The organism is Acinetobacter sp. YH16052, from assembly GCF_013417155.1.
GTDB lineage: Bacteria > Pseudomonadota > Gammaproteobacteria > Pseudomonadales > Moraxellaceae > Acinetobacter.
Genome location: NZ_VPEO01000002.1, coordinates 159,288 through 182,044 on the forward strand (window position 1 = coordinate 159,288; position 22,757 = coordinate 182,044).

The following is a 22,757-nucleotide window of genomic DNA, read 5'->3' on the forward strand; positions in this document are numbered from 1 at the left end:
CCAGCCCTAAGGCTGGTTTTTTATTTACAAAAGTCGGAGATGATTAAACACCGATTTTGCGATATTTTTGACGCTTCGCTACAAGATCATCACCATCACGCTTACGGCGATATTCTTCAAACTCAGCATAGTTACCAGTGAAGAATTCAGGGGTTTCACCTTCAAATGACAAGATGTGCGTTGCAATACGATCCAAGAACCAACGGTCATGCGAGATCACCATCACAGTACCCGGGAATACCAGAATGGCATCCTCAAGTGCACGCAAGGTTTCGATGTCCAAGTCGTTCGATGGTTCATCCAGCAAGATCACGTTTGCACCCATTTGCAGGATTTTCGCAAGTTGTAAACGGTTACGCTCACCACCTGACAATTGACCTACGCGCTTTTGCTGATCTTGGCCTTTAAAGTTAAAGCGACCGATATACGCACGAGATGCGATTTCGTAATCACCAATCTTCAAGATATCTAAACCACCAGACACTTCTTCCCAGACAGTTTTGTTGTTGTCTAGCGTGTCACGGATCTGACCGACATAAGCCACTTTAACCGATTCACCCAGCGTTACCGTACCGGTATCTGGTTGCTGTTCGCCAGTCATCATACGGAATAGCGTGGTTTTACCCGCACCGTTCTCACCCACGATACCCACAATTGCAGCAGGTGGTACTGTGAACGTTAAATCTTTGTACAGTAAGCGATCACCAAACGATTTACTGATGCCTTCAACTTCTACAACCTTGTTGCCCAGACGTGGGCCAGGTGGAATGTAGATTTCAGAAGTTTCGTTACGTTGCTGGAATTCGCGCGAGTTAAGCTCTTCAAAACGCTCCATACGCGCTTTGTTTTTCTTTTGCTGACCTTTGGCATTAGAACGAACCCATTCAAGTTCTTTTTTCAATGCTTTAGCAAAAGATTCTTCCTGCTTGTTCTCTTGCTCTAAACGGGCATTTTTCTGCTCAAGCCAAGAAGAGTAGTTACCTTGATACGGAATGCCCATACCACGGTCAAGCTCCAGAATCCATTCAGCAACGTTATCCAAGAAGTAACGGTCATGCGTAATAGCGACGATGGTACCCGGGAAGTCTTTCAAGAAACGTTCCAACCAAGATACAGATGAAGCATCTAAATGGTTCGTTGGTTCGTCTAGAAGTAACATATCTGGTTTAGACAGAAGTAATCGGCACAGCGCCACACGACGACGTTCACCACCTGAAAGCTTAGATACATCTGCATCCCAAGCAGGCAAGTTCAATGCTGCAGCTGCTTGATCCATCTGGTTCGCAAGGTTATGCGCATCCCAAGTCTGGATAATCGCTTCAAGCTTCTCTTGCTCTTTCGCAAGTGCATCGAAATCCGCATCTTCTGCTGCATATTCCGCAAAGACTTCATCCAGACGTGCCAAGGCATCAAGCGGTTCACGTAAACCATCTTCGACGTTACCACGAACGTCTTTAGTTTCATCTAAAGGTGGTTCTTGCTCAAGATAACCGATTTTTATACCCGGTTGCGCACGTGCTTCACCAGAGAAATCTTTATCTACGCCCGCCATAATACGAAGCAAGGTAGATTTACCTGCACCGTTTAAACCAAGCACACCAATTTTAGCGCCTGGGAAAAATGATAAGGAGATGTCTTTCAGGATTTCGCGCTTAGGCGGAACCATCTTCGACACTCGGTTCATCGTGTAAATATATTGGGCCACGTAGGACTCCTCAACTGAAAAACCAAATGGGGTTAAAACAACCACCCCAGCTCAAAAATGAGCGAAAAAATAATCGGCTATTATACGCAGAAAGCTGCGAAAACATAAGCCATTGCCATGAACTTCAATGCATTGTTACAAGTTTATTGATGATGTTTTTTTAAACAGTTGTTTTCAGTAAAATAAACGACTCAAATCCAGGTCGATATATGAATATTTCATATATTTATTTCAATAAAATTGCACTTTTACTCATATGTGAAAATGCTACACTCAAGCCATAAACTTAAACAAGAAGATCAAACAGAATGAGTTATAAAGCAGAAACCCTTGCGATTCATGCAGGTTATACCCCAGAAGCAACCACCAAAGCTGTGGCAGTGCCGATTTACCAAACCACGTCTTATGCCTTTGACAATACTCAACATGGGGCCGATCTCTTTGATTTAAAGGTTCAGGGCAATATCTATACCCGAATTATGAACCCGACCACTGCGGTTCTGGAACAACGTGTCGCAGCACTGGAAGGTGGAATTGGCGCGCTGGCTTTGGCCTCTGGCATGGCTGCGATTACTTACGCGATTCAGACCATTGCGGAAGCGGGTGACAACATTGCTTCTGTGTCAACGCTTTACGGAGGTACCTATAATCTTTTTGCGCACACCCTGCCCAAACAGGGTATTGAAGTCCGTTTCTTTGATTATGAAAAGCCGGAAAGTCTGCGTGACTTGATTGATGAAAAAACCAAACTGGTCTTTGTCGAATCGATTGGTAATCCACTGGGTAATATTATTGATCTGGAAGCCATTGCTAAAATTGCACATGAATATGGCGTACCGGTGATTGTCGACAATACCGTTGCCACCCCAGTACTACAAAAATCTTTCGACTTTGGTGCGGATATTGTGGTGCATTCCCTGACCAAATATATCGGTGGTCATGGCAATTCAATTGGCGGCATTATTGTGGATAGCGGCAAATTCCCGTGGGGTAAATACCCTGAACGTTTCCCTGCCCTGAATACGCCTGATCCAAGCTACCATGGCGTGAACTATGTCGAAGTTTTGGGGGAAGCAGCATATATCGCACGTGCGCGTGTAGTGCCACTGCGTAATACCGGCGCTGCGATCAGTCCGCAGAATGTGTTTTTGATTCTGCAAGGTCTGGAAACTTTAAGCTTGCGTATGGAACGTCATACCGAAAATGCACTGAAAGTCGCTGAATATCTGCAAAAACATCCTAAAGTGAAATGGGTCAATTACGCCGGCCTGAAAGATCACCCACAGCATGCCTTGGCACAGAAATATGTGAAAGGTAAACCTTCTGCCATTCTGACCTTTGGGGTAGAACATGGTCTCGAAGGCGGCACACGTTTTATTGATGCCCTGCAATTGTTCACCCGTCTGGTCAATATCGGCGACGCTAAAAGTCTGGCCTGCCATCCGTCGACTACTACGCATCGTCAGCTCAATGCCGAAGAGTTAAAATCGGCAGGCGTCAGTGAGGATATGGTGCGTTTATCCATTGGGATTGAACATAGTGATGACCTGATTGCCGATCTGGAACAGGCGCTGGCGGCCGTTTAAAAAGGTGCCCGAGCCGCTTCGAAACCTCATCATTTTGGTGAGGTTTTTTTATTTATTTTCTAAAACAGCCACTTGCTTTACTTTTTATTTTCATGTTAAAAGTTAAATGAAAGAGTGAACACAAATAGAGCAATTACTCTAATTTTTATTTTAATTTCAATACTTTAATTTATAGATTTTCCTGAAGAATTGGTTATCATATCTGGACTCACCTTCGCTCTCATCTTCTGTTAGAGCGCCATAGACCTTTAATAAAAATAATTTGAACGCTGACTTCAAATTAGGGATAACAAACGTGAAAACTAGACTACACAAACAACTGGAAAAACGTGTTGCAGGTAAAACCGTCCTGATTACCGGTGCATCCAGCGGTATTGGTTTAACGACAGCACATCAACTGGCGGATGCAGGTGCCCATGTTTTACTGGTAGCCCGTACTCAGGAAACCCTAGAACAAGTAAAATCAGAAATTGAAGCCAAAGGCGGCAAAGCCTCAATCTTTCCATGTGATTTAAACAATATGGAAGCGATTGATGAAGTCTCCAAACAGATTATTGCCTCAGTTGATCATATTGATATTCTGATCAATAATGCAGGACGTTCGATCCGCCGTGCCGTGCATGAGTCAGTAGATCGTTTTCATGATTTTGAACGGACCATGCAGCTGAACTATTTTGGCGCCGTGCGTCTGGTGATGAATATCCTGCCGCAAATGATGATTCGTCGTGCGGGTCATATTATTAACATCAGCTCAATTGGTGTACTGGCCAATGCCACCCGCTTTTCGGCCTATGTTGCTTCAAAAGCTGCGCTGGATGCCTTTAGCCGCTGCCTGTCTGCAGAAGTACATTCACATAAAATCGCAATCACATCGATCTATATGCCTTTGGTGCGCACTCCAATGATTGCGCCAACTAAAATTTATAAATATGTCCCAACGCTTTCTCCGGAACAGGCGGCTGACCTGATTGCCTATGCGATTGTGAAACGTCCGAAGAAAGTGGCGACCGGTTTGGGCCGCCTGGCTTCCATTACCTATTCCATTGCACCGGATATCAACAATGTCTTGATGTCGATTGGTTATAACCTGTTCCCAAGTTCAACTGCATCTGTGGGTCAACCGCAAAAACTGAACTTGGTGCAAAAAGCATATGCGCGTCTGTTCCCGGGCGAACACTGGTAATTTTTTATATGGTTTTCATACGGATAATTGAATGAAAATACCAGCCGCCAACTAGGCGGCTTTTCTATGGCTCAGTTTTGTAAGATCTGAAATAAAGTGGACTGATTTAAAAAACCACGACACAGCCTGTCCTGATCAACACAGATTTTTGCCGCAAATGCTGCGAGATCACGTACACTATCAGCGGATATTTCCTATCCGTATTTTTATATTTTGATTGAAATGATGGAAACCCTTATGAACAACGCGCAATGGCTCGATGAAGTAAAATTTAACGAACAAGGATTAGTCCCTGCCATTGCCCAGCATCATCAAACTGGACGTGTGTTGATGGTAGCCTGGATGAACCGTGAAGCCTTGGCTTTAACTGCCGAAAAAAATCAGGCAGTGTATTTCTCTCGTTCACGCAGCAAGTTATGGCATAAGGGCGAAGAATCAGGACATTTTCAGACCGTACATGAAATCCGTCTGGACTGTGATGCCGACGTGATTGTGCTGCAAATTGAACAGCATGGTGGTATTGCCTGCCATACCGGCCGCGAATCATGTTTCTATCGCAAGCTCACGCCAATGGGCTGGGAAATTGTCGATGCACAGCTGAAAGATCCGTCTGCGATTTATGGTGAAAAATCCACGAATCCGCATACGCTGGCGATGCAAGCGTCAACCGCGCAATCTGAGCAGGTCGAAGTCCTGTCTTATCTGGGCCAGATGATGGCAGAACGCAAACAGGCCGATCCGGACTCCTCTTATGTGGCCAAGCTGTATCATAAAGGCCTGAACAAGATTCTGGAAAAAGTCGGTGAAGAAAGCTTTGAAACCGTGCTAGCAGCCAAAGACTTTGACCAAGATGCTTCCGCAGACCATAAAAATGATCTGATCTATGAAGTGGCAGATCTTTGGTTCCATACTATCGTCATGCTCGGCTATTTCGACTTGGATGTGCAATTGGTATTAAATGAACTGGCTCGTCGCCAAGGCTTGTCCGGCCTGGTTGAAAAAGCCAACCGTCAGCATTAAGCCTTGAATTCATCTGTGTCTGATTTAAAAAAACCGACCGCGACCTATGAGCAGGCCACTGCCATTGATAATGCACGTCTGGGCAAATCCTTTAAGGTGATTGCCTATGCAGGTACAGGTAAAACCACTACCCTGCAAATGATCAGTGATGCCATGCCGCAAAGACGTGGCATGTATCTGGCTTTTAACAAGGCCATTGCCAGTGAAGCACAGGCCAAGTTTCACCGGGGTGTCGATTGCCGGACTTTTCACTCGCTGGCGTTTCGCAGTGTTCCACGTGGAGTCACCGACAAACTGCGCTTGCCGCGCTTGAGTCCAAGTTTTATTGCAAAAGAATACCGGCTTGAACCGATGACCATGCGCCGCATGATGGGTGGGCGTTATGAAAAATATGTCTTGATGCCTTCGCGTCTGGCAAGCTTGGTCGCCAATGCTGTTGGTCATTTCTGCTCGACCAGTTCGCAATACCCTGCCCCACGGCATATCCAGGCGCCGAGCTGGTTGCATCCGGATGATATCGAGACTTTACAGAAGAAACTTTATCCGGCAGTCGAACGACGCTGGCTAGAGTCGATTGATCCAAATCATCAGGCAGGCATTGGTCATGACATTTACCTGAAACTCTGGGCGTTGTCTGAACCGAATATCCCGGCCGACTATGTGCTGTTCGATGAAGCTCAGGATGCCGATCCCTTAATGCTGGGAATTTTGCTGAAACAGCGCAGCACCCAGGTGATCTATGTCGGAGATGCGCATCAGCAGATTTATGCCTGGCGTGGTGCAGTGAATGCCATGCAGCAACTACCTTTACCTGAATCACGTCTGACCACCTCATTTCGTTTTGGCCCTGAAATTGCCCTGAATGCCAATGCCATTTTAGGTGCCTTAAATGAAACTGTGCCTTTACTCGGCAATCCGCAATTAGACTCTAAAGTCGTGAATAAACCGCATACCAAAATGCGCGATGCAATTTTATGCCGGACCAATGCTCGTGCAATGGAATTGTTATTAGCGGGTTTAGTTCGTGGCGATAAAGTCAGCCTGCAAGCCGATCACGTCAAACTGAATCGTTTTGTCGATGCGGCTGCCATGCTGAAACAGGGTAAACGTGTGGTTGATGTGCCGGAACTGGCCTGGTTCAACTCCTGGCATGATGTCCATGAATACTGTGAAACTAATGAAGGCAGTGACATCAAGCCACTGGTCAAACTGGTGGACGAACATGGCACCGATCCGCTGAAAAAAGCTCTGGCTAAAATCACACCAATTGCCCAGGCCGACTATATTATTTCCACGGCACACAAGGCCAAAGGTCTGGAATGGGATCGGGTTCATATTGAAGATGACTATCAGTTTAAGCTGAATGAAAAAGACCATAAAATTAGTGATGAAGAATTAAGATTACTTTACGTGGCCTGTACACGTGCTAAAGTGAGTTTAAATATTCATCACATTTATGACCTGATTCAGCAACTGAAGATCAAGATGCCGCAGTCGCTTCGGCAGGCAGTCGGTTAAAGTGCATGGCATGGATGTAAATATCATAGGACAGGTAATCTATGCACATCCAAGCGCTTCAACTGAAACATACCCTGCATTTTTCCGACATTCAGCTCCAGTTTAATTATCCGCAATGCCCGGTCACCTTGATTCTGGGCAATCAGGGAACTGGCAAAACTACGCTTTTACGTTTTAGCTATCAGGCACTGACCTGGTTTGCAGCCCGTTATCGCGACAGCCGTGCTGCGGGTCTGGTGATGCAAGATCAGGACATCATGCAAACCCGGCTGCAATCCAAAATCGATATCCGGATTGGTTTTCCTGAAGAGATGGGCAGCTTGCCAGAATCCAGTCAGTCTGAGCCTGCGAACCTACAAAGCTGTTCATGGCAAATCTACAAGACTTTAAACAGTCAGGGGCTGGGTTTTAGCAAAGCAGAAACCTCACAGCTTGAAAGTGTTCTCAGCTTGTATCAGAAAGCCCGCTTGCACGATCCCCTGCTCGGCTTGCCCCTGATTGCCTATTATCCTGCTGAACGTTTTACCAATGAAGTCAATCTGCTCAACAAAAATAACCCGGCCATTCTCCAGTCCGCACATGCTTATGAAATTACTGCGATTCCTTTCACCACCTTTGCCCGTTTTTTTGAATGGTTTCGTGAAATCAGTGATATTGAAAATGCGCAAAGTGCTAAGCTTATGGATCAGATTTTGGCGCGTGCCTTACAGCAGCCAGAGGATATTCGCGGAGATGAACTGGCCCGGCAGATCAAGAAAGCCCAGGCACATCTGCATGCACCAAATCTCAGCGCTTTAAAACAGGCGTTGTCACTGATCCTGCCAGAAGTCAGCCAGATTTATTTAAAATACCAGCCCAAGCTGCAACTGATGGTAACCTATCAGCAACAGACCTTTAGCTTCCAGCAACTGCCCAACAGTATCCGCAACTGGATTGCGCTGGTGGGTGATATTGTGCGGCGTCTTTGTCTATTGAATCCCAATAGTTTATTTCCATGTCAGGAAGGTATAGGTGTTTTACTGATTGATGCGATTGATCATCAACTGGATCAGGAGATGGCAGCAGTAATCCTGTCACGCCTGCATCAGGCTTTTCCTAACTTGCAGATTATTGCGACCGGCAACCGGCCTGAATTACTGGAACAGGCACACGCCTTTCAATGTCTGAAACTGGAAAATAAACAGCTGCACCCCATTCATCTTGAAAGTATGAAAACCCAGTTTGATCAGATCTACGCAGAGCTGGAACTGCAGCGAAATAAAGATATCTCGCCCGAAGATACTTTATTGGAAACGGTCACCGAACCCATCACACCGCTTGCTGTATTGCAAATGATTCAACAACAGTTAAATCCGGAACAGCAACAAGAATTGCTCGCTTTACTTGCTCAGGAGCATCATCCGACGCTACCTCAGTCGCTCTAAACAGATTCAAAAAAATAAGAGCGACTGTTTGAGTAAACAAGGAAGCCTTTTCAGCATTCTCTTTTTGCCCTGATTAAACTATTTTGAGTCAAATTTACAATCAATGCCTGCAATTTAATCTTAATTTTCGGTCACTTCTAGATGATCTGTTTAAGCATGCAGCGCCTGTTAAAACCGAGCCGGCGTATAATTTATAAGTTCTACATAAAAACGTTGATGTTGTTGTTATCCTGTAATATGATCGGTTTTATTTGCGAATTTCATTGTAAAATCGGAATTTGCTATCGTTTATAAGTTGCGCAATACAACTGTTTTATATTCTTTTTGAATATTCTTTTGGCTTTCAAGATTGAGAAGTTTGGGTTGCTCCTTGTGGTCCTGTAGTCCTTGAAAGATAAAGATTCACCTTAGGTTGGTCAAAACCTAAATCATGACAATGGATACGAGTGTGCTGCCGATTATTATATTGTTACCGTTAGTATTAGGCACAACCCTTGTCTCGTGGCTGAAACAATTTTCGCGCGGGGTAACGGCTTTAGGGGCAATTGGTGTCAGCCTCAGCAGTTTCTTATTATTATTGAGTCAGGCGCCTGCCATATTTGATGGCGCAGTGATTACCCAGACCTGGTCCTGGCTGCCCCAGCTCGGCATCGATTTCAGTTTTCGCCTGGATTCTCTGGGACTGCTGTTTGCCTTGCTGATCAGCGGAATTGGTACCCTGATTTATATTTATGCCTATTATTATCTCAATCCAAAAAATTCACTGAGCAAACTGTATCTTCTGCTGATGCTGTTTATGGCCGCTATGCTCGGGATTTCATTGTCAAATAACCTGATTATCTTATTGGTTTTCTGGGAACTAACCAGTATTTCATCCTTCCTGCTGGTGGGTTACTGGAGCAATTACGAAGCGGCGCAACGTGGCTCACGTATGGCCCTGACCATTACCGGAATGGGTGGTCTGGCGATGCTGGGCGGTTTTGTCCTGCTCGGTCAAATCACCGGCACTTATCAGCTTGATCAAATCCTGACGATGACTGAGCAGATTCAGTCCCATCATTTATTTGTTCCAACCTTGTTGCTGATTTTACTTGGTGCCTTTACCAAAAGTGCGCAGTTCCCGTTCCACTTCTGGTTGCCGAATGCCATGGCTGCACCGACACCGGTCTCTGCCTATTTGCACTCGGCCACCATGGTCAAAGCCGGTTTATTCCTGGTAGCACGTTTGCTCCCGATCTTTGCCGGTGCTGCACTGTTTCATAATATTGTGACCTTTGTTGGTCTGTTTACCCTGTGCATGGCCGCCTTCTTTGCCATTTTTAAGGAAGACCTGAAAGGCTTGCTCGCCTATTCAACTATCAGCCATTTAGGTCTGATCATGTGTCTGCTCGGGATTGGTTCACCATTGGCTGTTGCAGCAGCGATTTTCCATATTATTAACCATGCCACCTTTAAAGCAGCACTGTTTATGATTGCCGGAATCATCGATCATGAATCCGGGACTCGTGACTTACGTAAACTGTCTGGCCTATGGCAATTATTGCCCTTTACCGCAACATTGACCATGATCACGGCAGCATCCATGGCGGGTGTACCGTTGACCAATGGTTTCCTGTCCAAGGAAATGTTCTTTACCGAACTGGTCGCCAGTTTAAGTGGCCCACTTATGGTCGGCTCCGCTATTGTCGCGACACTGGCCGGGATTTTTGCGGTGGCTTATTCCATTCGACTGGTGCATGGGGTCTTTTTCGATGGTCCGCTAGGCAAGCAGGTCCCGAATAAAGATGCACATGAACCTGCCTTTGGTATGCGCGCACCGGCCACTTTGTTAGCAATTTTATGTATTTTAGTCGGTCTATTACCCGCTCTTCTAGTAGAAAAAATTGTTAATAGCACCACTCAAGCGACAACCCAAAATTTTGATTTTGAAGGTACCCATCTGGCGCTTTGGCATGGTTTCAACCTGCCCCTGCTGATGAGTGTGATTGCTCTGCTCGGCGGAATAATCTTTTACTTTTCTCTCGCCAAAGGTGGCGCCTTACGTGAAATCGACTTGGATCCAAAACTGGGCCGCTTACAGGGCCGGGTGCTGTTCGATCTGTTTTTGAAAAATTTGCTGCTAAATTCACGCCGTTTCCGCCGTGCCACTGAAAATGGCAAATTACAAAGCTATTTATTGTGGATTGTAATTTTTACCGTCGGGCTGGTGGGATTCCCATTACTCAGCAATGCGGTGGGTACGGGTACACGCGAGCTGACCCATGCCCCTGCCCTGGCGATTATCTTATGGTTACTGCTGTTCTCTGCCTGCTGGATGCTGCTGTGGTTCCATCATGAGCGGATTAAAGCGGTACTGATTAGCGGTGCAGTCGGCCTGGTCGTCACCATGGTCTTTATCGGCTTTTCGGCGCCCGATCTGGCACTGACCCAGATTACGGTCGATGTGGTCACCACGGTTCTGCTCCTGATGAGTTTATCTTTACTGCCGCAGTTAACCCCATATGAATCGAGCCCGACCCGTCGCTGGCGCGATGCCATTATTGCCTTGGGCGGCGGTCTCGGAATTGCGGCAATTGCCTGGCTGATCATGACCCGTGATCACAATTCCATTTCATGGTTCTTCCTGCAACAGTCCATTCCTCTGGGCGGCGGAACCAATGTGGTGAATGTGATTCTGGTCGACTTCCGTGGTTTCGATACCTTCGGCGAAATTACCGTCCTGGGGATTGCCGCAATTGGTGTACTCAGCTTGATGGATGGCATGCGTGCGCATGGTACCACCATGACCCAAGGCCTGACCTATCGTTTTAATCCTTCCCCGCTGATGTTGCGTATTACTGCATCCTGGATTTTGCCGGTCGCGCTAGTGGTCAGCCTGTATATCTTTTTGCGTGGCCATAACCTGCCGGGCGGTGGATTCATTGCCGGACTGGTGACTTCACTGGCACTTATTATTCAATATATTGCAGTGGGACAGGACAAAACCGAACAGTTGCTTGGCGCCAAATCCGGTCGCCTGTATGAAATCTGGATCGGGATCGGCTTAACGATTGCAGGGTTGACCGGAATCGCGGCCTGGTTCTGGTCACGTCCATTCCTGACCAGTGCACATATTTATGTCTCTCCGCCCATCATTGGAGAAATGCATCTGGCTTCGGCTGCACTGTTTGATGTCGGCGTCTATGTCACTGTTGTCGGTGCGACCATGCTGATGATTTCGGTCTTGGGCGATTCACGTCACTCAAGCATGACTGGCCCCGTACCAAGAGGATAATAGAATGATCAGTTTAGAATTTTTATTAGCCTCTGCGATTGGCCTGCTGACAGCCACAGGCATTTATCTGATCCTGCGTGCCCGTACCTTCCCGGTGGTGTTGGGCTTGGCCATGATTGGTTATGCGGTCAACCTGTTTTTATTTGCCATGGGCCGGATTCAGATGAATTCGCCTGCAGTATTAACCGAAGCCGCGAATGTGACTGACCCTCTACCTCAGGCACTGGTGCTGACGGCCATCGTGATTGGCTTTGCCACCACTGCCTTTATTGTCCAACTGGCACTGCGTAGCCGCTACGAATCAGGAACAGACCACGTTGACTCAAAAGAAGATATCCCCCAGATTGATCCACGTGAGGATGAGCCTTAATGACTGATCTTCTCAATTTCTGGACTCAACATACTCCTATTTTCAGCATTCTTTTGCCGGCCTTTACCGCTTTTGCCTTGGTACTTTTGGGAAATCCGGGTGCAGGCTCTCTGATCACGGACTGGCGTCAACCCTGGCGTCGTGGTATCAGCCATCTCTCGGGAATCTTGGGCCTGATCATTGCCGTTAGCTATCTGATAAACAGCAGCGAGGGCCAAATCAGCGTATACACCCTCAGCGAATGGGCAGCACCATTCGGGATCGTGCTGGTCCTGGATCAGCTCTCGGCCATGATGCTGGTCTTGACCTATGCGCTCGCCTTGCCTGTGGTCTGGTATGCCAGCAAAGAATGGGACTTACGCGGCCGTTATTTCCATGCCATGGTGCATTTCCTGCTCATGGGTCTGACTGGTGCATTCCTGACCGGCGATTTGTTCAACCTGTTTGTGTTCTTTGAAATTTTGCTGATGGCGTCTTATGTACTGCTGTTGCATGGACAAGGCAAGGCACGTTTTCAGCTGGGAATTCATTATGTCACCATTAACCTGCTGGCATCTGCGCTATTCCTGATTGGACTCGGGATGATTTATGGCAGTGTCGGTAGCCTGAATATGGCCGATGTGGCCCGTTTGATGCCAACACTTGCAGAAGATCAGCATAAACTGGCCGTTGCCGGTGGCTTGATGCTCTTCGTGGTGTTTGGAATCAAAGCAGCAATGCTGCCGGTGGGTTTCTGGTTACCCAAAACCTATGCGGTGGCCACGACTCCTGTAGCAGCGCTCTTTACTATCATGACTAAAGTCGGGATTTATGCAATTTTGCGTATCAACGGCACGGTTTTTGATGATGAATATAGCCATCAGATTCTGATGAACTGTCTGCTGGTGATTGGTCTGGTCACATCCGTCTATGGGGTAATCTGTGCAATTGGCACCGAACGTCTGCGCCGTTTTGTCGGTTTTATGGTGCTGTCTTCAGTCGGAACGATTCTGGTGGCCATTGGCCTGAATAATACTGCAGCCTGGGCGGGTGCGCTGTATTATCTGGTACACAGTACCCTGATTGCGGCCGCATTTTATATTCTATCGGGCTGGATTACCTCGCAGCGCGGTGAATTTAAAGATCATTTTAAAATCGCCCCACTGATGAAACAGAACAAGCTGGTTTCGATTGTCTATTTCATCATCGCCTTGATGATGGCAGGCCTGCCACCGTTTAGTGGATTCTTCGGTAAAATCTTTATTTTGCAGGCTTCTGCTAATTCAGACTATCAGATGATCATTATTCTGACCATTTTACTGGTAAGTTTCCTCAGTATTCTGGCCTTTACGCGGGTCGGTTTTATCCTGTTCTGGCGTTCGACCAGACCTGAAGATGATCTTGATTCTGAAGAGTTTCATAAATATGAAGCTCTGCCGAGTAAGGCGCCGGCACGTAATGACCGGGTGATTTATATATTGCTGGCAGGCTTAACCGCCTACGTGATGTTTGCCGGACCGATTTATCAATATAATTATCAGACTGCGGAACAGATCAAAAACAATTCAGTCTATGAAGCCGCGCTGTTAAAACCGGATGCAGAAGGTCAGTTTATTAGCGTCCAGCCATTCGATCCGAAGTATTTGCCAGAAACCAAATATGGTGGTGAGGTGATAGATCCTAATGCGCATCTGATTCCTTATGTGATTTCAGAAGCGACCTTGAAAGGTGAACATATTTCAGAATTCAAGCAACGCCAGATTGACCAGCAGCATATTGAACAGACCGAATATGATGATAATCAACTTAAACCGGCGGAGGGACCTTAATGGCTGAATCATTATTTCAACACTGGTTCCCGCATCCACTGGTTTCTGTGATTGTAGGACTGAGCTGGGTTTTACTAGCACACAGCCTGGACGCTGGAACCCTGCTGATGGCCTTGCTACTCGCAGTCATCATTCCACGTATGGTCGAACCCTTTATTGACTATACCCCCGATATCCAGTGGACTCCTGCCCTGCACCTGTTCTTCGTCGTAGTTTGGGATATTGTCGTAGCTAATATTAAAGTCGCAAAACTGGTGCTTGGTCCAACCAAGAACCTGCATCCGAAATGGTTCCGTGTGCCTTTAGATACCGAACATGAAGAAGTCAACACCTTGCTGGCGATGATTATTACCACCACACCGGGCACGGTATCTGCAGGGATTGACCAGGATCGTGGTGATATTCTGGTGCATGCCTTAAGCACAGAGGATGAAGCAGCAGAAATCGAAACGATCAAACAGCGCTATGAACGCCCGCTCATTGAGATTTTTAATGCACGATCAGGAGAAAAAGCATGACGATTCTACCTTATGCATTATTGATTTGTCTGGGTGCGGTAACAATCTCCATGTTACTGTGTCTGATCCGGCTGATTACCGGCCCCTCTATTGTGGACCGCCTGCTGGCACTGGACACCCTGTTTTTGAATGCCACCTGTCTGGTGGTGATTTTAGGCATTTACTGGAGCAGCACATTTCTGTTTGAAGGCGCTCTCTTGGTCGCGATGCTAGGCTTTGTCTCGACCGCAGCCTTGGCGCGTTATTTCACTACTGGCCATGTCATCGACTAGGAGTTTTTAAATGTCTTTAATTTTAGAAATACTGGTGTCGATTTTTCTATTGATTGGTGCTTTCTTTATGCTGGTCGGCGGAATTGGGATGGTGCGTTTGCCCGATCTGTTCATGCGTCTGCATGCACCGACCAAATCCAGTACTTTGGGCCTCGGCAGTTTTTTAATTGCGGCGATGATTTTCTCTGCCATGTATGGCCGTTTCGGTTTTGCTGAAGTGCTGATTACCCTGTTCGCCTTTATCACTGCGCCAGTATCTGCCAATCTGATGGCACAAGCTGCATTACATTTGCGTTTACGTTCTTTGAGTGGTGAAGTACCGGAAACGCTAGAACGCCCCCTGCCTTGGCAGCGTTCACGCCGTCGTACCTTTTATGAAAAGAAAATCAATCGCAATGATGATTTAGATTAATTAAGCAAGCGATTCCAGTTCTCCCAAATCTCAAAATAGAGAGATAAAAAAAGCCACCCGAAGGTGGCTTTTTTAGTCCTAAGACTTATTCATCATCTTTTTTTGCTTCAGCTTCAGGTAAGTCCTTCACTGCTTCAGCGATCAGACCAAACATATAGTTACCATATGCATTGGTCTTATCGTAATGGAAACGTAGACGAGGCGTAATACGGGTTTTGATACGACGACTCAGCTCGTGGCGCAGGAAACCAGATGCTTTGTTCAACACATCCAGAGTTTCTTTATTGGCCTCTTGGCTTTGCTCATCGCCAAGTTCACGTCCCATCACAGTGACATAAACTTCCGCATATCCCAGGTCTGGGCTCACCTTCACCGCAGAGATGGTCACCAGACCACCTAAGCGTGGATCTTTCAGCTCCTGACGGATCAGTTCGGACAACTCGCGTTGTACTGTATCCGCCATACGCTTCAGACGTTGACTACCCGCCATTAAAGACTCCGTTTAATCAATTGAACATCGTACACTTCGATCTTATCAAGTGCTTTGATGTCTTTATAGCCTTTCACCGCAAGACCACATTCCATACCGGCACGAACTTCTTCAACCACTTCTTTGTAGCGACGAAGAGATTCAAGCTCGCCCTGGAACACAACCACGTCATCACGTAATACGCGAATCGGTTTGTTACGATGCAATACGCCTTCAAGTACCATACAGCCCGCAGCCGCACCAAACTTACTTGAGTGGAATACTTCACGTACTTGTGCAACACCCAGAATCGTTTCACGATGTTCTGGTGCAAGCTTACCGCTCATTGCTGCTTTCACATCATCAATCAATTGATAGATGATTGAGTAGTAACGAATGTCGATACTGTCTGCATCTGCTTTTTGACGCGCAGCGTTGTCCGCACGTACGTTAAAGCCGAGTAGAACTGCTTCTGAAGATTCAGCCAGTGTCACGTCAGACTCAGTGATCGCACCTACACCAGAACCGATGATACGTACTTTAACTTCATCAGTCGCAAGCTCAGCAAGTGCAACGTGTAATGCTTCCAAGGTACCGCGTACGTCAGTTTTCAACACAACATTTACGATAGGCACATCTTTCTTGCCCATAGACGCCATGATGTTTTCAAGACGCATTGCAGATTGACGCTCAAGACGTTTTTGACGTTCACGATCCATACGCGCATCGGCAACTTCACGTGCTTTCTTCTCGTCGCTCACCACAAGAACTTCGTCACCCGCCATTGGTGCTTCTGGAAGACCCAGAATTTCCACCGGAATCGAAGGACCTGCAGATTTGATACGCTGACCATTTTCATCCGTCATCGCACGAACGCGACCATAAGATGAACCAGCAAGAACAAGATCACCTACTTTCAATGTACCGTTTTGAACCAGAATAGACGTTACCGCACCACGGCTGTTGTCTACACGTGCTTCAATTACAACACCTTGTGCAGCACCTTCTTCAGATGCTTTAAGCTCTAGAAGTTCAGCTTGAATCGAAATAATATCAAGAAGTTCATCAATACCTTGACCAGTATGTGCAGAAACCATTGCCACTGGAACGTCACCACCCCATTGTTCTGGCACGATTTCTTTCACAGTCAATTCATTCAATACGCGATCTGGATCAGCAGATTCTTTATCCATCTTGTTGATTGCAACAATGATTGGTGTACCTGCAGCACGTGCATGGTCAATTGCTTCTGCAGTTTGTGGCATTACACCATCATCTGCTGCAACAACCAGAACCACGATATCTGTTGCTTTCGCACCACGTGAACGCATAGCAGTAAATGCTGCATGTCCCGGAGTATCAAGGAATGTAATCATACCTTTATCAGTAGTTACATGGTAAGCACCGATATGCTGGGTAATACCGCCTGCTTCGCCAGCAGCCACTTTGGCACGACGAATACGGTCAAGCAGTGATGTTTTACCATGGTCAACGTGACCCATAATGGTAACAACAGGCGCACGCGTAGATTGCGCACCACGTGCTTCTTCAGCTGCTTCAAGCAAGTTATCTTCAGCTTGTGTATCAGAAACCAGTACCGGATTATGGCCCATTTCTTCAACAACAAGTGCAGCAATTTCCTGATCAATTGCCTGGTTCTGAGTAACCAATTCACCCATTTTCATGAGTGATTTAATCACTTCACGAACCTTAACTGCCATTTTCGCAGCTAAGTCAGCTACGACAATCGTTTCACCGATTTCAACATCGTAAACCTGTTTTTTCACAGGTTTTTCGAAGCCGTGCTTGTTGCCTTGACTGGTTTTTAAACCGCGCTTAGGCTGTTTGCTGAAGCTTTGCTCTTCCTGACCACGACGACCACCTTTCTTAGGTGCACGCGCGCTCGGCGTATTCGTACCACGTTTGATTTCGCGGTCTTCTTTGGCAAAAGAGTCTTCATATGCCTGACCAACAAGGCCGGCAGCCAGAGGAGAATCATCAACAACACGAATCGTTGCAGTGGTATCTTCCGCGGTGTACTTGGACGCCATTTGACGCATTTGTTCAAGCGTACGTTGCTGCGCTTCTTCAGCCGCTTTACGACGTGCCGCTTCTTCAACAGCTTTTAATTTTGCTGCTTCTGCTTCACGTGCCTTTTTCTGTTCAGCGGTTTCAGTTGGTTTAACAACTTGCTTCACAATCGGCTTGTTGGTTGATTTGCGTTTTACCACAACTGCAGCTTTAGAAACTTCTTGCTTGTCGCTGGTTTGCTTTGCAGCAGCACGCATCGCTTCTAGAGCTTTATTTGCGTTATTTACGCCAGTCTTTGGAGCTTCAGCAGAAGCAGCTTGCGCTGTATTCTGCTCAGGCGCAGCTTTGGCCTGTTGCTCAGCCTTGGCTTTCGCCAATGCTTCTGCTTTGATCTGTTCTGGATCCGGCTTAACAAATGTATGCTTCTTGCGAACTTCTACATTAATCGTTTTCGCCTTACCTGAAGTACTGGCTACTTTAGCCGTACTAGTCGTTTTACGTTTCAACGTGATTTGCCCTGCTTGGCTTTCCGAACCCTGTGACTTTTTCACATGGCTCATCAAGCTATCTTGTTGTTCGGTGGTAATAATATCGTCAGCTTTACGCTGTGGTAAACCTGCCTCACGAACCTGCTCTAGGAGCTTCTCAACTGGACGACCTACGTTGAGGGCTAACTCTTTAATCGACTTGTCCGTCATATACTACCTCCTAGTTAAACCATGATTCGCGCGCTTTCATAATGAGTTGACCTGCTTTCTCAGCACCCAAACCTTCAATATCTTCGATATCGTCAGTCGCCTGATCTGCTAAATCATCCACTGTTACCACACCACGAGCTGCTAGCGCTTGCGCGATCTCTACTGTCATGCCTTCTATTGCAACAAGTTCTTCACTTGGCGCTTGTATGTTCTCTTGCTGTTGTAATGCATCAGCAAGTGCAATTTCTTTCGCACGGCTTTGCAGTAGTTCAACCAGTTCCGCATCCAGTTCGATTTCATCAAACGTTTCCGCAGGGACATAAGCAATTTCTTCAAGCGAGGTGAAGCCCATTTCTACCAATGCCATCGCCAAATCTTCCGCGATATCCAGACGGGTAACAAACATGTCTAAATATTGTTGCGCTTCGTTTTGTTGACGGGCGTAGTATTCCTCTTCCAGCATCATGTCCAGCTTGTAGCCAGTCAATTCAGATGCCAGACGAACGTTCTGACCTTGTGAACCAATCGCACGTGCCAGCTGGTCGCTGGTTGCGAAAATGATGTCTGCAGTACGTGCATCTTCATCGATGACAATACTCGATACATCTGCTGGTTCCAATGCACTTGCGATATATTGCGCAGGATCATCCGACCAAACTACCACATCAATACGCTCGCCATTGAGCTCTTGCTGTACAGCCTGGATACGGGTACCACGCATACCAATACAAGCACCCACCGGGTCAATACGGTGGTCATTGGTTTTCACTGCAATTTTAGCACGAACGCCTGGTTGGCGAGCCGCCGCTTTAATTTCAATGATTTCTTCAGAAATCTCAGGGATTTCTTTCTTCATCAATGCAATCAGCATATCCGGTTTAGCACGCGACAGTTGCAACTGCGCACCGCGACCTTCACGGTTGACATTGAACAGAATCGCATTCACGCGTTGCTTCGGACGAAGGATTTCTTTCGGAATCATTTCTTCACGAGCAAGATACGCTTCAGCATTGTCACCTAAGTCGATAATGAAGCCGTCTTTGGTTTGTTTTTTCACTTCACCGTAGATCAGCTCGCCGACTTTAGATTCGTAAGCATCGGCTACAAGTGCACGCTCTGCTTCACGGATCTTCTGTACGATCACTTGCTTGGCAATTTGCGCTGCAATACGACCGAAGTCAATCGATTCAACTTCAAGCTCACGAATGTCACCAATCGACCATTTTGCCGGATCGACATCAGAGATGGCATCCTGACAAGCTGGCATTTCATGGTCTTCGTCTGCAACCACCTCCCACTGACGGAAAGTACGATAGTCACCTGTTTTGCGATCAATTTCCACACGTAAACGTGCTTCTTCCGAATGTGTTCCTTCGTAGAATTTTTTCTTTGTCGCAGCAACTAAAGCTTGCTCAAGCGCTTCAAAGATCGCTTCACGAGGTACACCTTTTTCGTTACTAACCGTTTCAACGACGGTCAGAATTTCACGTGCCATACGTCACCTATTCGTTAAATTTTTATTTATTCAATTAATCTTGGAAGACCAAATTTGCTTTATCGATATTGTGACTGTCGATCTCCAATACCTGTTGCTTTTCTACTTCAACTTGAATCATTTCATTTTCAAGATCGACAGCAACCAGTTTGGCCTGGAATTTACGACGGTTATCTACCGCACTGATCAAACGTAGTGCTACGGTATGACCGATATAGCCTGACATCTGCTCGAGCTGGAAGAATGGACGGTCCCAGCCTGGCGAAGATACTTCAAGTGAATATTCACCCGAAATCGGATCATGAACATCCAGCATTGCGCCCACTTGCTGCGTGACACGCACACAATCCTGAACGCCAATACCACGCCCCTGCTCTTCTTCACCATCTTCATTGATTGCTGGTGCAACGCTCTCATCGACTGGCTTGTCGATGTAGATACGTAATAACGAACATTTACCCTGTGGCAGGAATTCAATCCCCCAAAGGTTTACATTACAGGCTTCAACTGCTGGTGCAATCAAGTCCTGAAGTGCTTGAGTTTTATTTGATAGCTTCATTTACTCTCGTCATCTGGTGCGATTTTATGATCTATTTGACCACTACAAACCAATACAAACTATAGTAGTAGTGAAACATGGAGATTTGACCAAATAATGTCGACACTACACGATAGCCAATAAAAAAGGGCGTAAATCGCCCCAATTAATGCACAATTTAAGATTTTTTCAAATCCCACTGTGCAAAAAGGCCCACCTTGTTGTGAGCCTCTTTTTAGAAACTTGGTAGCGGGAGCTGGATTTGAACCAACGACCTTCGGGTTATGAGCCCGACGAGCTACCAGACTGCTCCATCCCGCATCAACGTGCAAAAATTATATACAAAAGATGAGAACTTTTCAATCAAAACCACATCATTCTGCATATTTGTCATCTGTCACTGAAAAATTGGTAGTGGGAGCCGGATGTAAACCAACAACCTTCGCCAGTTTATAGAGGGTTGAGCCCGACAGGCCATCAACTAGATCTATAAATAACACTTACCAAACCATTTAAAATGGTAGCGGGAGCTGGATTTGAACCAACGACCTTCGGGTTATGAGCCCGACGAGCTACCAGACTGCTCCATCCCGCATCAGCGTACAAATAACATTTCAGTTTAAAAGACTTAAACTGCTTTTAAAGTTTGCATCTTTAAAAGATTGGTAGCGGGAGCTGGATTTGAACCAACGACCTTCGGGTTATGAGCCCGACGAGCTACCAGACTGCTCCATCCCGCAACAACATGCAAATTAAATTTCTCAACTTAAAACCTGTTTAAGCTGCCTCTTGAAAGTTTGCGTCTTCTAAAAGGATTGATTGGTAGCGGGAGCTGGATTTGAACCAACGACCTTCGGGTTATGAGCCCGACGAGCTACCAGACTGCTCCATCCCGCATCAACAGAAGTTTTTTCAGCTGCATACACCAACTTAAATTTCTGGATTATAAGTTGGTGCGGAAGGGGGGACTTGAACCCCCACGCCCGAAAGCACTACCACCTCAAGGTAGCGTGTCTACCAATTCCACCACCACCGCAGCTGTGTCGCATTCTAGTCGCATCACTGCAAAAAAGAAAGGACTAATTAAAACTATTCGGTCGTTTCTGGTGCAGTTGGTGAAGTTTCATTCGATTGCACAGGCGTGGTCGGCGCAGATTGAACCGCTCCCAAACTATAGGCATTTGTGCTTTCTTTTTTGGCTAAAACAGCCAAAGTCAGACTGGTTACAAAAAATAGCGCCGTTAAAATGGCAGTCATACGGGTCATGAAATTACCCGAACCGGATGCCCCGAATACCGTCGCCGCACCACCGCCACCGAAAGAGGCACCAGCATCTGCACCTTTACCATGCTGAACCAAAATCAAGACAATCATCAAAACAGCTAAGATAATATGTACTACCAGCACAAAAGTTTGCATGCTGAACTCCTAATTATTGTGTATTTGCAAATGCATGAGCAATTTTATGGAACGACTCAGCATTGAGTGATGCACCACCGACCAATGCCCCATTGATATCTGGGCAGGCTGCTAACTCTACTGCATTTTCCGGCTTGACACTACCACCATATAGAATCGCCATACTCTCGCCATAGCCCGTAATCTGGCTTAAACCTTGACGGATTTGTGCATGCATGGCCTGTGCATCTTCAGGAGAAGCTGTTTTACCGGTTCCAATTGCCCAGATCGGTTCATAAGCAATCACGATATTTTTCCATTGTTCGGCTTCAACCACAGCAGCGATATCACAAATTTGTTGCAATACTACAGTTTCTGCCTGTCCTGCTTCACGTTGTTCCAGGCTTTCACCGACACAATAAATTACCGTCAAACCAGCACTTAAAGCATTTTTGATTTTAGCATTTAAAATATCAGTATTTTCCGCAAATATTTCACGGCGCTCAGAATGACCTACCAGTACATACTGGATTTGGCTGTCTGCGAGTAATTCAGCACTGACTTCACCGGTATAGGCACCCGTTCCTAAAATACGTGAAACATCTTGTGCTACAGTATAAATCGGACGAACCGCAGATGACAGCTCTGCCTGAATCTGGCTTAAGGCAATGGCAATCGGCGCCACACCTAAATGACATTGATCTTCGGCAATCGGTGCAGTTTCCAGCAAATTCTTAATACCACGCACCAAGCTCAACGCCTCTGCTTGCACCGGATTCATTTTCCAGTTACCTATCACCCAAGGGGTAATCGTCGAAACCGACATAATTAACCTATTTCATTTACATATTTTGAATTGGGCACATTCTACACGGAATTGGAAAATTAAAAGAATAGTTTTCTTATCACTCATTCTCGGTTTAGACTATCCAAAATGGTTATTTTTTGTTATCACTTAAAAAATGGGGACTTCTTTTAACCAGTTCATGCTTTTACTGGAGATGAGGAAGCGAGCAGCACTCTTGGCTATGGTATTTT

At 46.3% G+C, this 22,757-nt stretch carries 18 protein-coding genes and 5 tRNA genes; 11 read left to right on the forward strand and 12 right to left on the reverse strand.

Annotated elements, in window-relative coordinates:
* Positions 1 to 43: 43 nt before the first annotated feature.
* Positions 44 to 1,705, reverse strand: coding sequence for an energy-dependent translational throttle protein EttA (ettA, locus tag FTV42_RS02215; RefSeq protein WP_005263915.1), 1,662 nt, complete (start codon positions 1,703 to 1,705; stop codon positions 44 to 46).
* A gap of 308 nt (positions 1,706 to 2,013) precedes the next feature.
* Between ettA and FTV42_RS02220 the strand changes: the two genes are divergently transcribed.
* From FTV42_RS02220 to FTV42_RS02270, 11 genes are all read left to right on the forward strand, one after another.
* Positions 2,014 to 3,291 carry an O-acetylhomoserine aminocarboxypropyltransferase/cysteine synthase family protein gene (locus FTV42_RS02220; protein ID WP_180037264.1) on the forward strand — a complete coding sequence of 426 codons (1,278 nt, stop codon included), beginning with the start codon at positions 2,014 to 2,016 and terminating at the stop codon, positions 3,289 to 3,291.
* 295 nt (positions 3,292 to 3,586) lie between these two features.
* Positions 3,587 to 4,474 (forward strand): SDR family NAD(P)-dependent oxidoreductase, encoded by an 888-nt coding sequence (locus FTV42_RS02225; RefSeq protein WP_004644933.1) that lies wholly within the window; start codon positions 3,587 to 3,589, stop codon positions 4,472 to 4,474.
* Positions 4,475 to 4,711: 237 nt separating this feature from the next.
* Positions 4,712 to 5,494 (forward strand): bifunctional phosphoribosyl-AMP cyclohydrolase/phosphoribosyl-ATP diphosphatase HisIE, encoded by a 783-nt coding sequence (gene hisIE, locus FTV42_RS02230; protein ID WP_180037265.1) that lies wholly within the window; start codon positions 4,712 to 4,714, stop codon positions 5,492 to 5,494.
* Positions 5,495 to 5,509: 15 nt separating this feature from the next.
* Positions 5,510 to 7,012 (forward strand): UvrD-helicase domain-containing protein, encoded by a 1,503-nt coding sequence (locus FTV42_RS02235; protein WP_180037266.1) that lies wholly within the window; start codon positions 5,510 to 5,512, stop codon positions 7,010 to 7,012.
* Positions 7,013 to 7,053: 41 nt separating this feature from the next.
* Complete coding sequence (locus tag FTV42_RS02240) at positions 7,054 to 8,436, forward strand: AAA family ATPase (protein ID WP_180037267.1); 1,383 nt, start codon at positions 7,054 to 7,056, stop codon at positions 8,434 to 8,436.
* 436 nt (positions 8,437 to 8,872) lie between these two features.
* On the forward strand, positions 8,873 to 11,710 hold the full coding sequence (locus FTV42_RS02245; protein WP_180037321.1) for a monovalent cation/H+ antiporter subunit A: 2,838 nt from the start codon (positions 8,873 to 8,875) through the stop codon (positions 11,708 to 11,710).
* Between the two features lie 4 nt (positions 11,711 to 11,714).
* Positions 11,715 to 12,080 (forward strand): Na+/H+ antiporter subunit C, encoded by a 366-nt coding sequence (locus FTV42_RS02250; RefSeq protein ID WP_114541783.1) that lies wholly within the window; start codon positions 11,715 to 11,717, stop codon positions 12,078 to 12,080.
* On the forward strand, positions 12,080 to 13,888 hold the full coding sequence (locus tag FTV42_RS02255) for a monovalent cation/H+ antiporter subunit D (protein WP_180037268.1): 1,809 nt from the start codon (positions 12,080 to 12,082) through the stop codon (positions 13,886 to 13,888). Before FTV42_RS02250 ends, FTV42_RS02255 begins: the two co-directional genes overlap by 1 nt.
* Positions 13,888 to 14,406 (forward strand): Na+/H+ antiporter subunit E, encoded by a 519-nt coding sequence (locus FTV42_RS02260; RefSeq protein ID WP_180037269.1) that lies wholly within the window; start codon positions 13,888 to 13,890, stop codon positions 14,404 to 14,406. The genes FTV42_RS02255 and FTV42_RS02260 overlap by 1 nt, the downstream gene beginning before the upstream one ends.
* Entirely contained in the window at positions 14,403 to 14,678 is a 276-nt protein-coding gene (locus tag FTV42_RS02265) for a monovalent cation/H+ antiporter subunit F (protein WP_005108490.1), read from the forward strand. Before FTV42_RS02260 ends, FTV42_RS02265 begins: the two co-directional genes overlap by 4 nt.
* 10 nt (positions 14,679 to 14,688) lie before the next feature.
* On the forward strand, positions 14,689 to 15,090 hold the full coding sequence (locus tag FTV42_RS02270) for a Na+/H+ antiporter subunit G (protein WP_005108489.1): 402 nt from the start codon (positions 14,689 to 14,691) through the stop codon (positions 15,088 to 15,090).
* An 85-nt stretch (positions 15,091 to 15,175) separates the two neighbouring features.
* Here the strand turns inward: FTV42_RS02270 and FTV42_RS02275 are convergent, their stop codons facing one another.
* The 11 genes from FTV42_RS02275 to tpiA all read right to left on the reverse strand — a co-directional run bounded on the left by FTV42_RS02275 (position 15,176) and on the right by tpiA (position 22,545).
* Entirely contained in the window at positions 15,176 to 15,580 is a 405-nt protein-coding gene (locus FTV42_RS02275) for a ribosome-binding factor A (RefSeq protein ID WP_004281108.1), read from the reverse strand.
* Complete coding sequence (infB, locus tag FTV42_RS02280) at positions 15,580 to 18,288, reverse strand: translation initiation factor IF-2 (RefSeq protein WP_114541781.1); 2,709 nt, start codon at positions 18,286 to 18,288, stop codon at positions 15,580 to 15,582. Before infB ends, FTV42_RS02275 begins: the two co-directional genes overlap by 1 nt.
* 10 nt (positions 18,289 to 18,298) lie before the next feature.
* A complete protein-coding gene (nusA, locus tag FTV42_RS02285; protein ID WP_180037270.1) occupies positions 18,299 to 19,783 on the reverse strand; it encodes a transcription termination factor NusA in 1,485 nt (494 codons plus the stop codon).
* Between the two features lie 34 nt (positions 19,784 to 19,817).
* Positions 19,818 to 20,342: a ribosome maturation factor RimP gene (gene rimP, locus FTV42_RS02290; protein WP_004281103.1), complete on the reverse strand. Its 525-nt coding sequence runs from the start codon at positions 20,340 to 20,342 to the stop codon at positions 19,818 to 19,820.
* Positions 20,343 to 20,565: 223 nt separating this feature from the next.
* A tRNA-Met gene (locus FTV42_RS02295) sits at positions 20,566 to 20,642 on the reverse strand.
* A 197-nt stretch (positions 20,643 to 20,839) separates the two neighbouring features.
* A tRNA-Met gene (locus tag FTV42_RS02300) sits at positions 20,840 to 20,916 on the reverse strand.
* Between the two features lie 68 nt (positions 20,917 to 20,984).
* Positions 20,985 to 21,061, reverse strand: a tRNA-Met gene (locus FTV42_RS02305).
* Positions 21,062 to 21,141: 80 nt separating this feature from the next.
* A tRNA-Met gene (locus tag FTV42_RS02310) sits at positions 21,142 to 21,218 on the reverse strand.
* A 54-nt stretch (positions 21,219 to 21,272) separates the two neighbouring features.
* Positions 21,273 to 21,357, reverse strand: a tRNA-Leu gene (locus FTV42_RS02315).
* Between the two features lie 53 nt (positions 21,358 to 21,410).
* Positions 21,411 to 21,740, reverse strand: a complete 330-nt coding sequence (gene secG, locus FTV42_RS02320; protein WP_005108487.1) for a preprotein translocase subunit SecG — start codon at positions 21,738 to 21,740, stop codon at positions 21,411 to 21,413.
* Between the two features lie 13 nt (positions 21,741 to 21,753).
* Positions 21,754 to 22,545: a triose-phosphate isomerase gene (gene tpiA, locus FTV42_RS02325; protein ID WP_005108486.1), complete on the reverse strand. Its 792-nt coding sequence runs from the start codon at positions 22,543 to 22,545 to the stop codon at positions 21,754 to 21,756.
* Between the last annotated feature and the right edge of the window lie 212 nt (positions 22,546 to 22,757).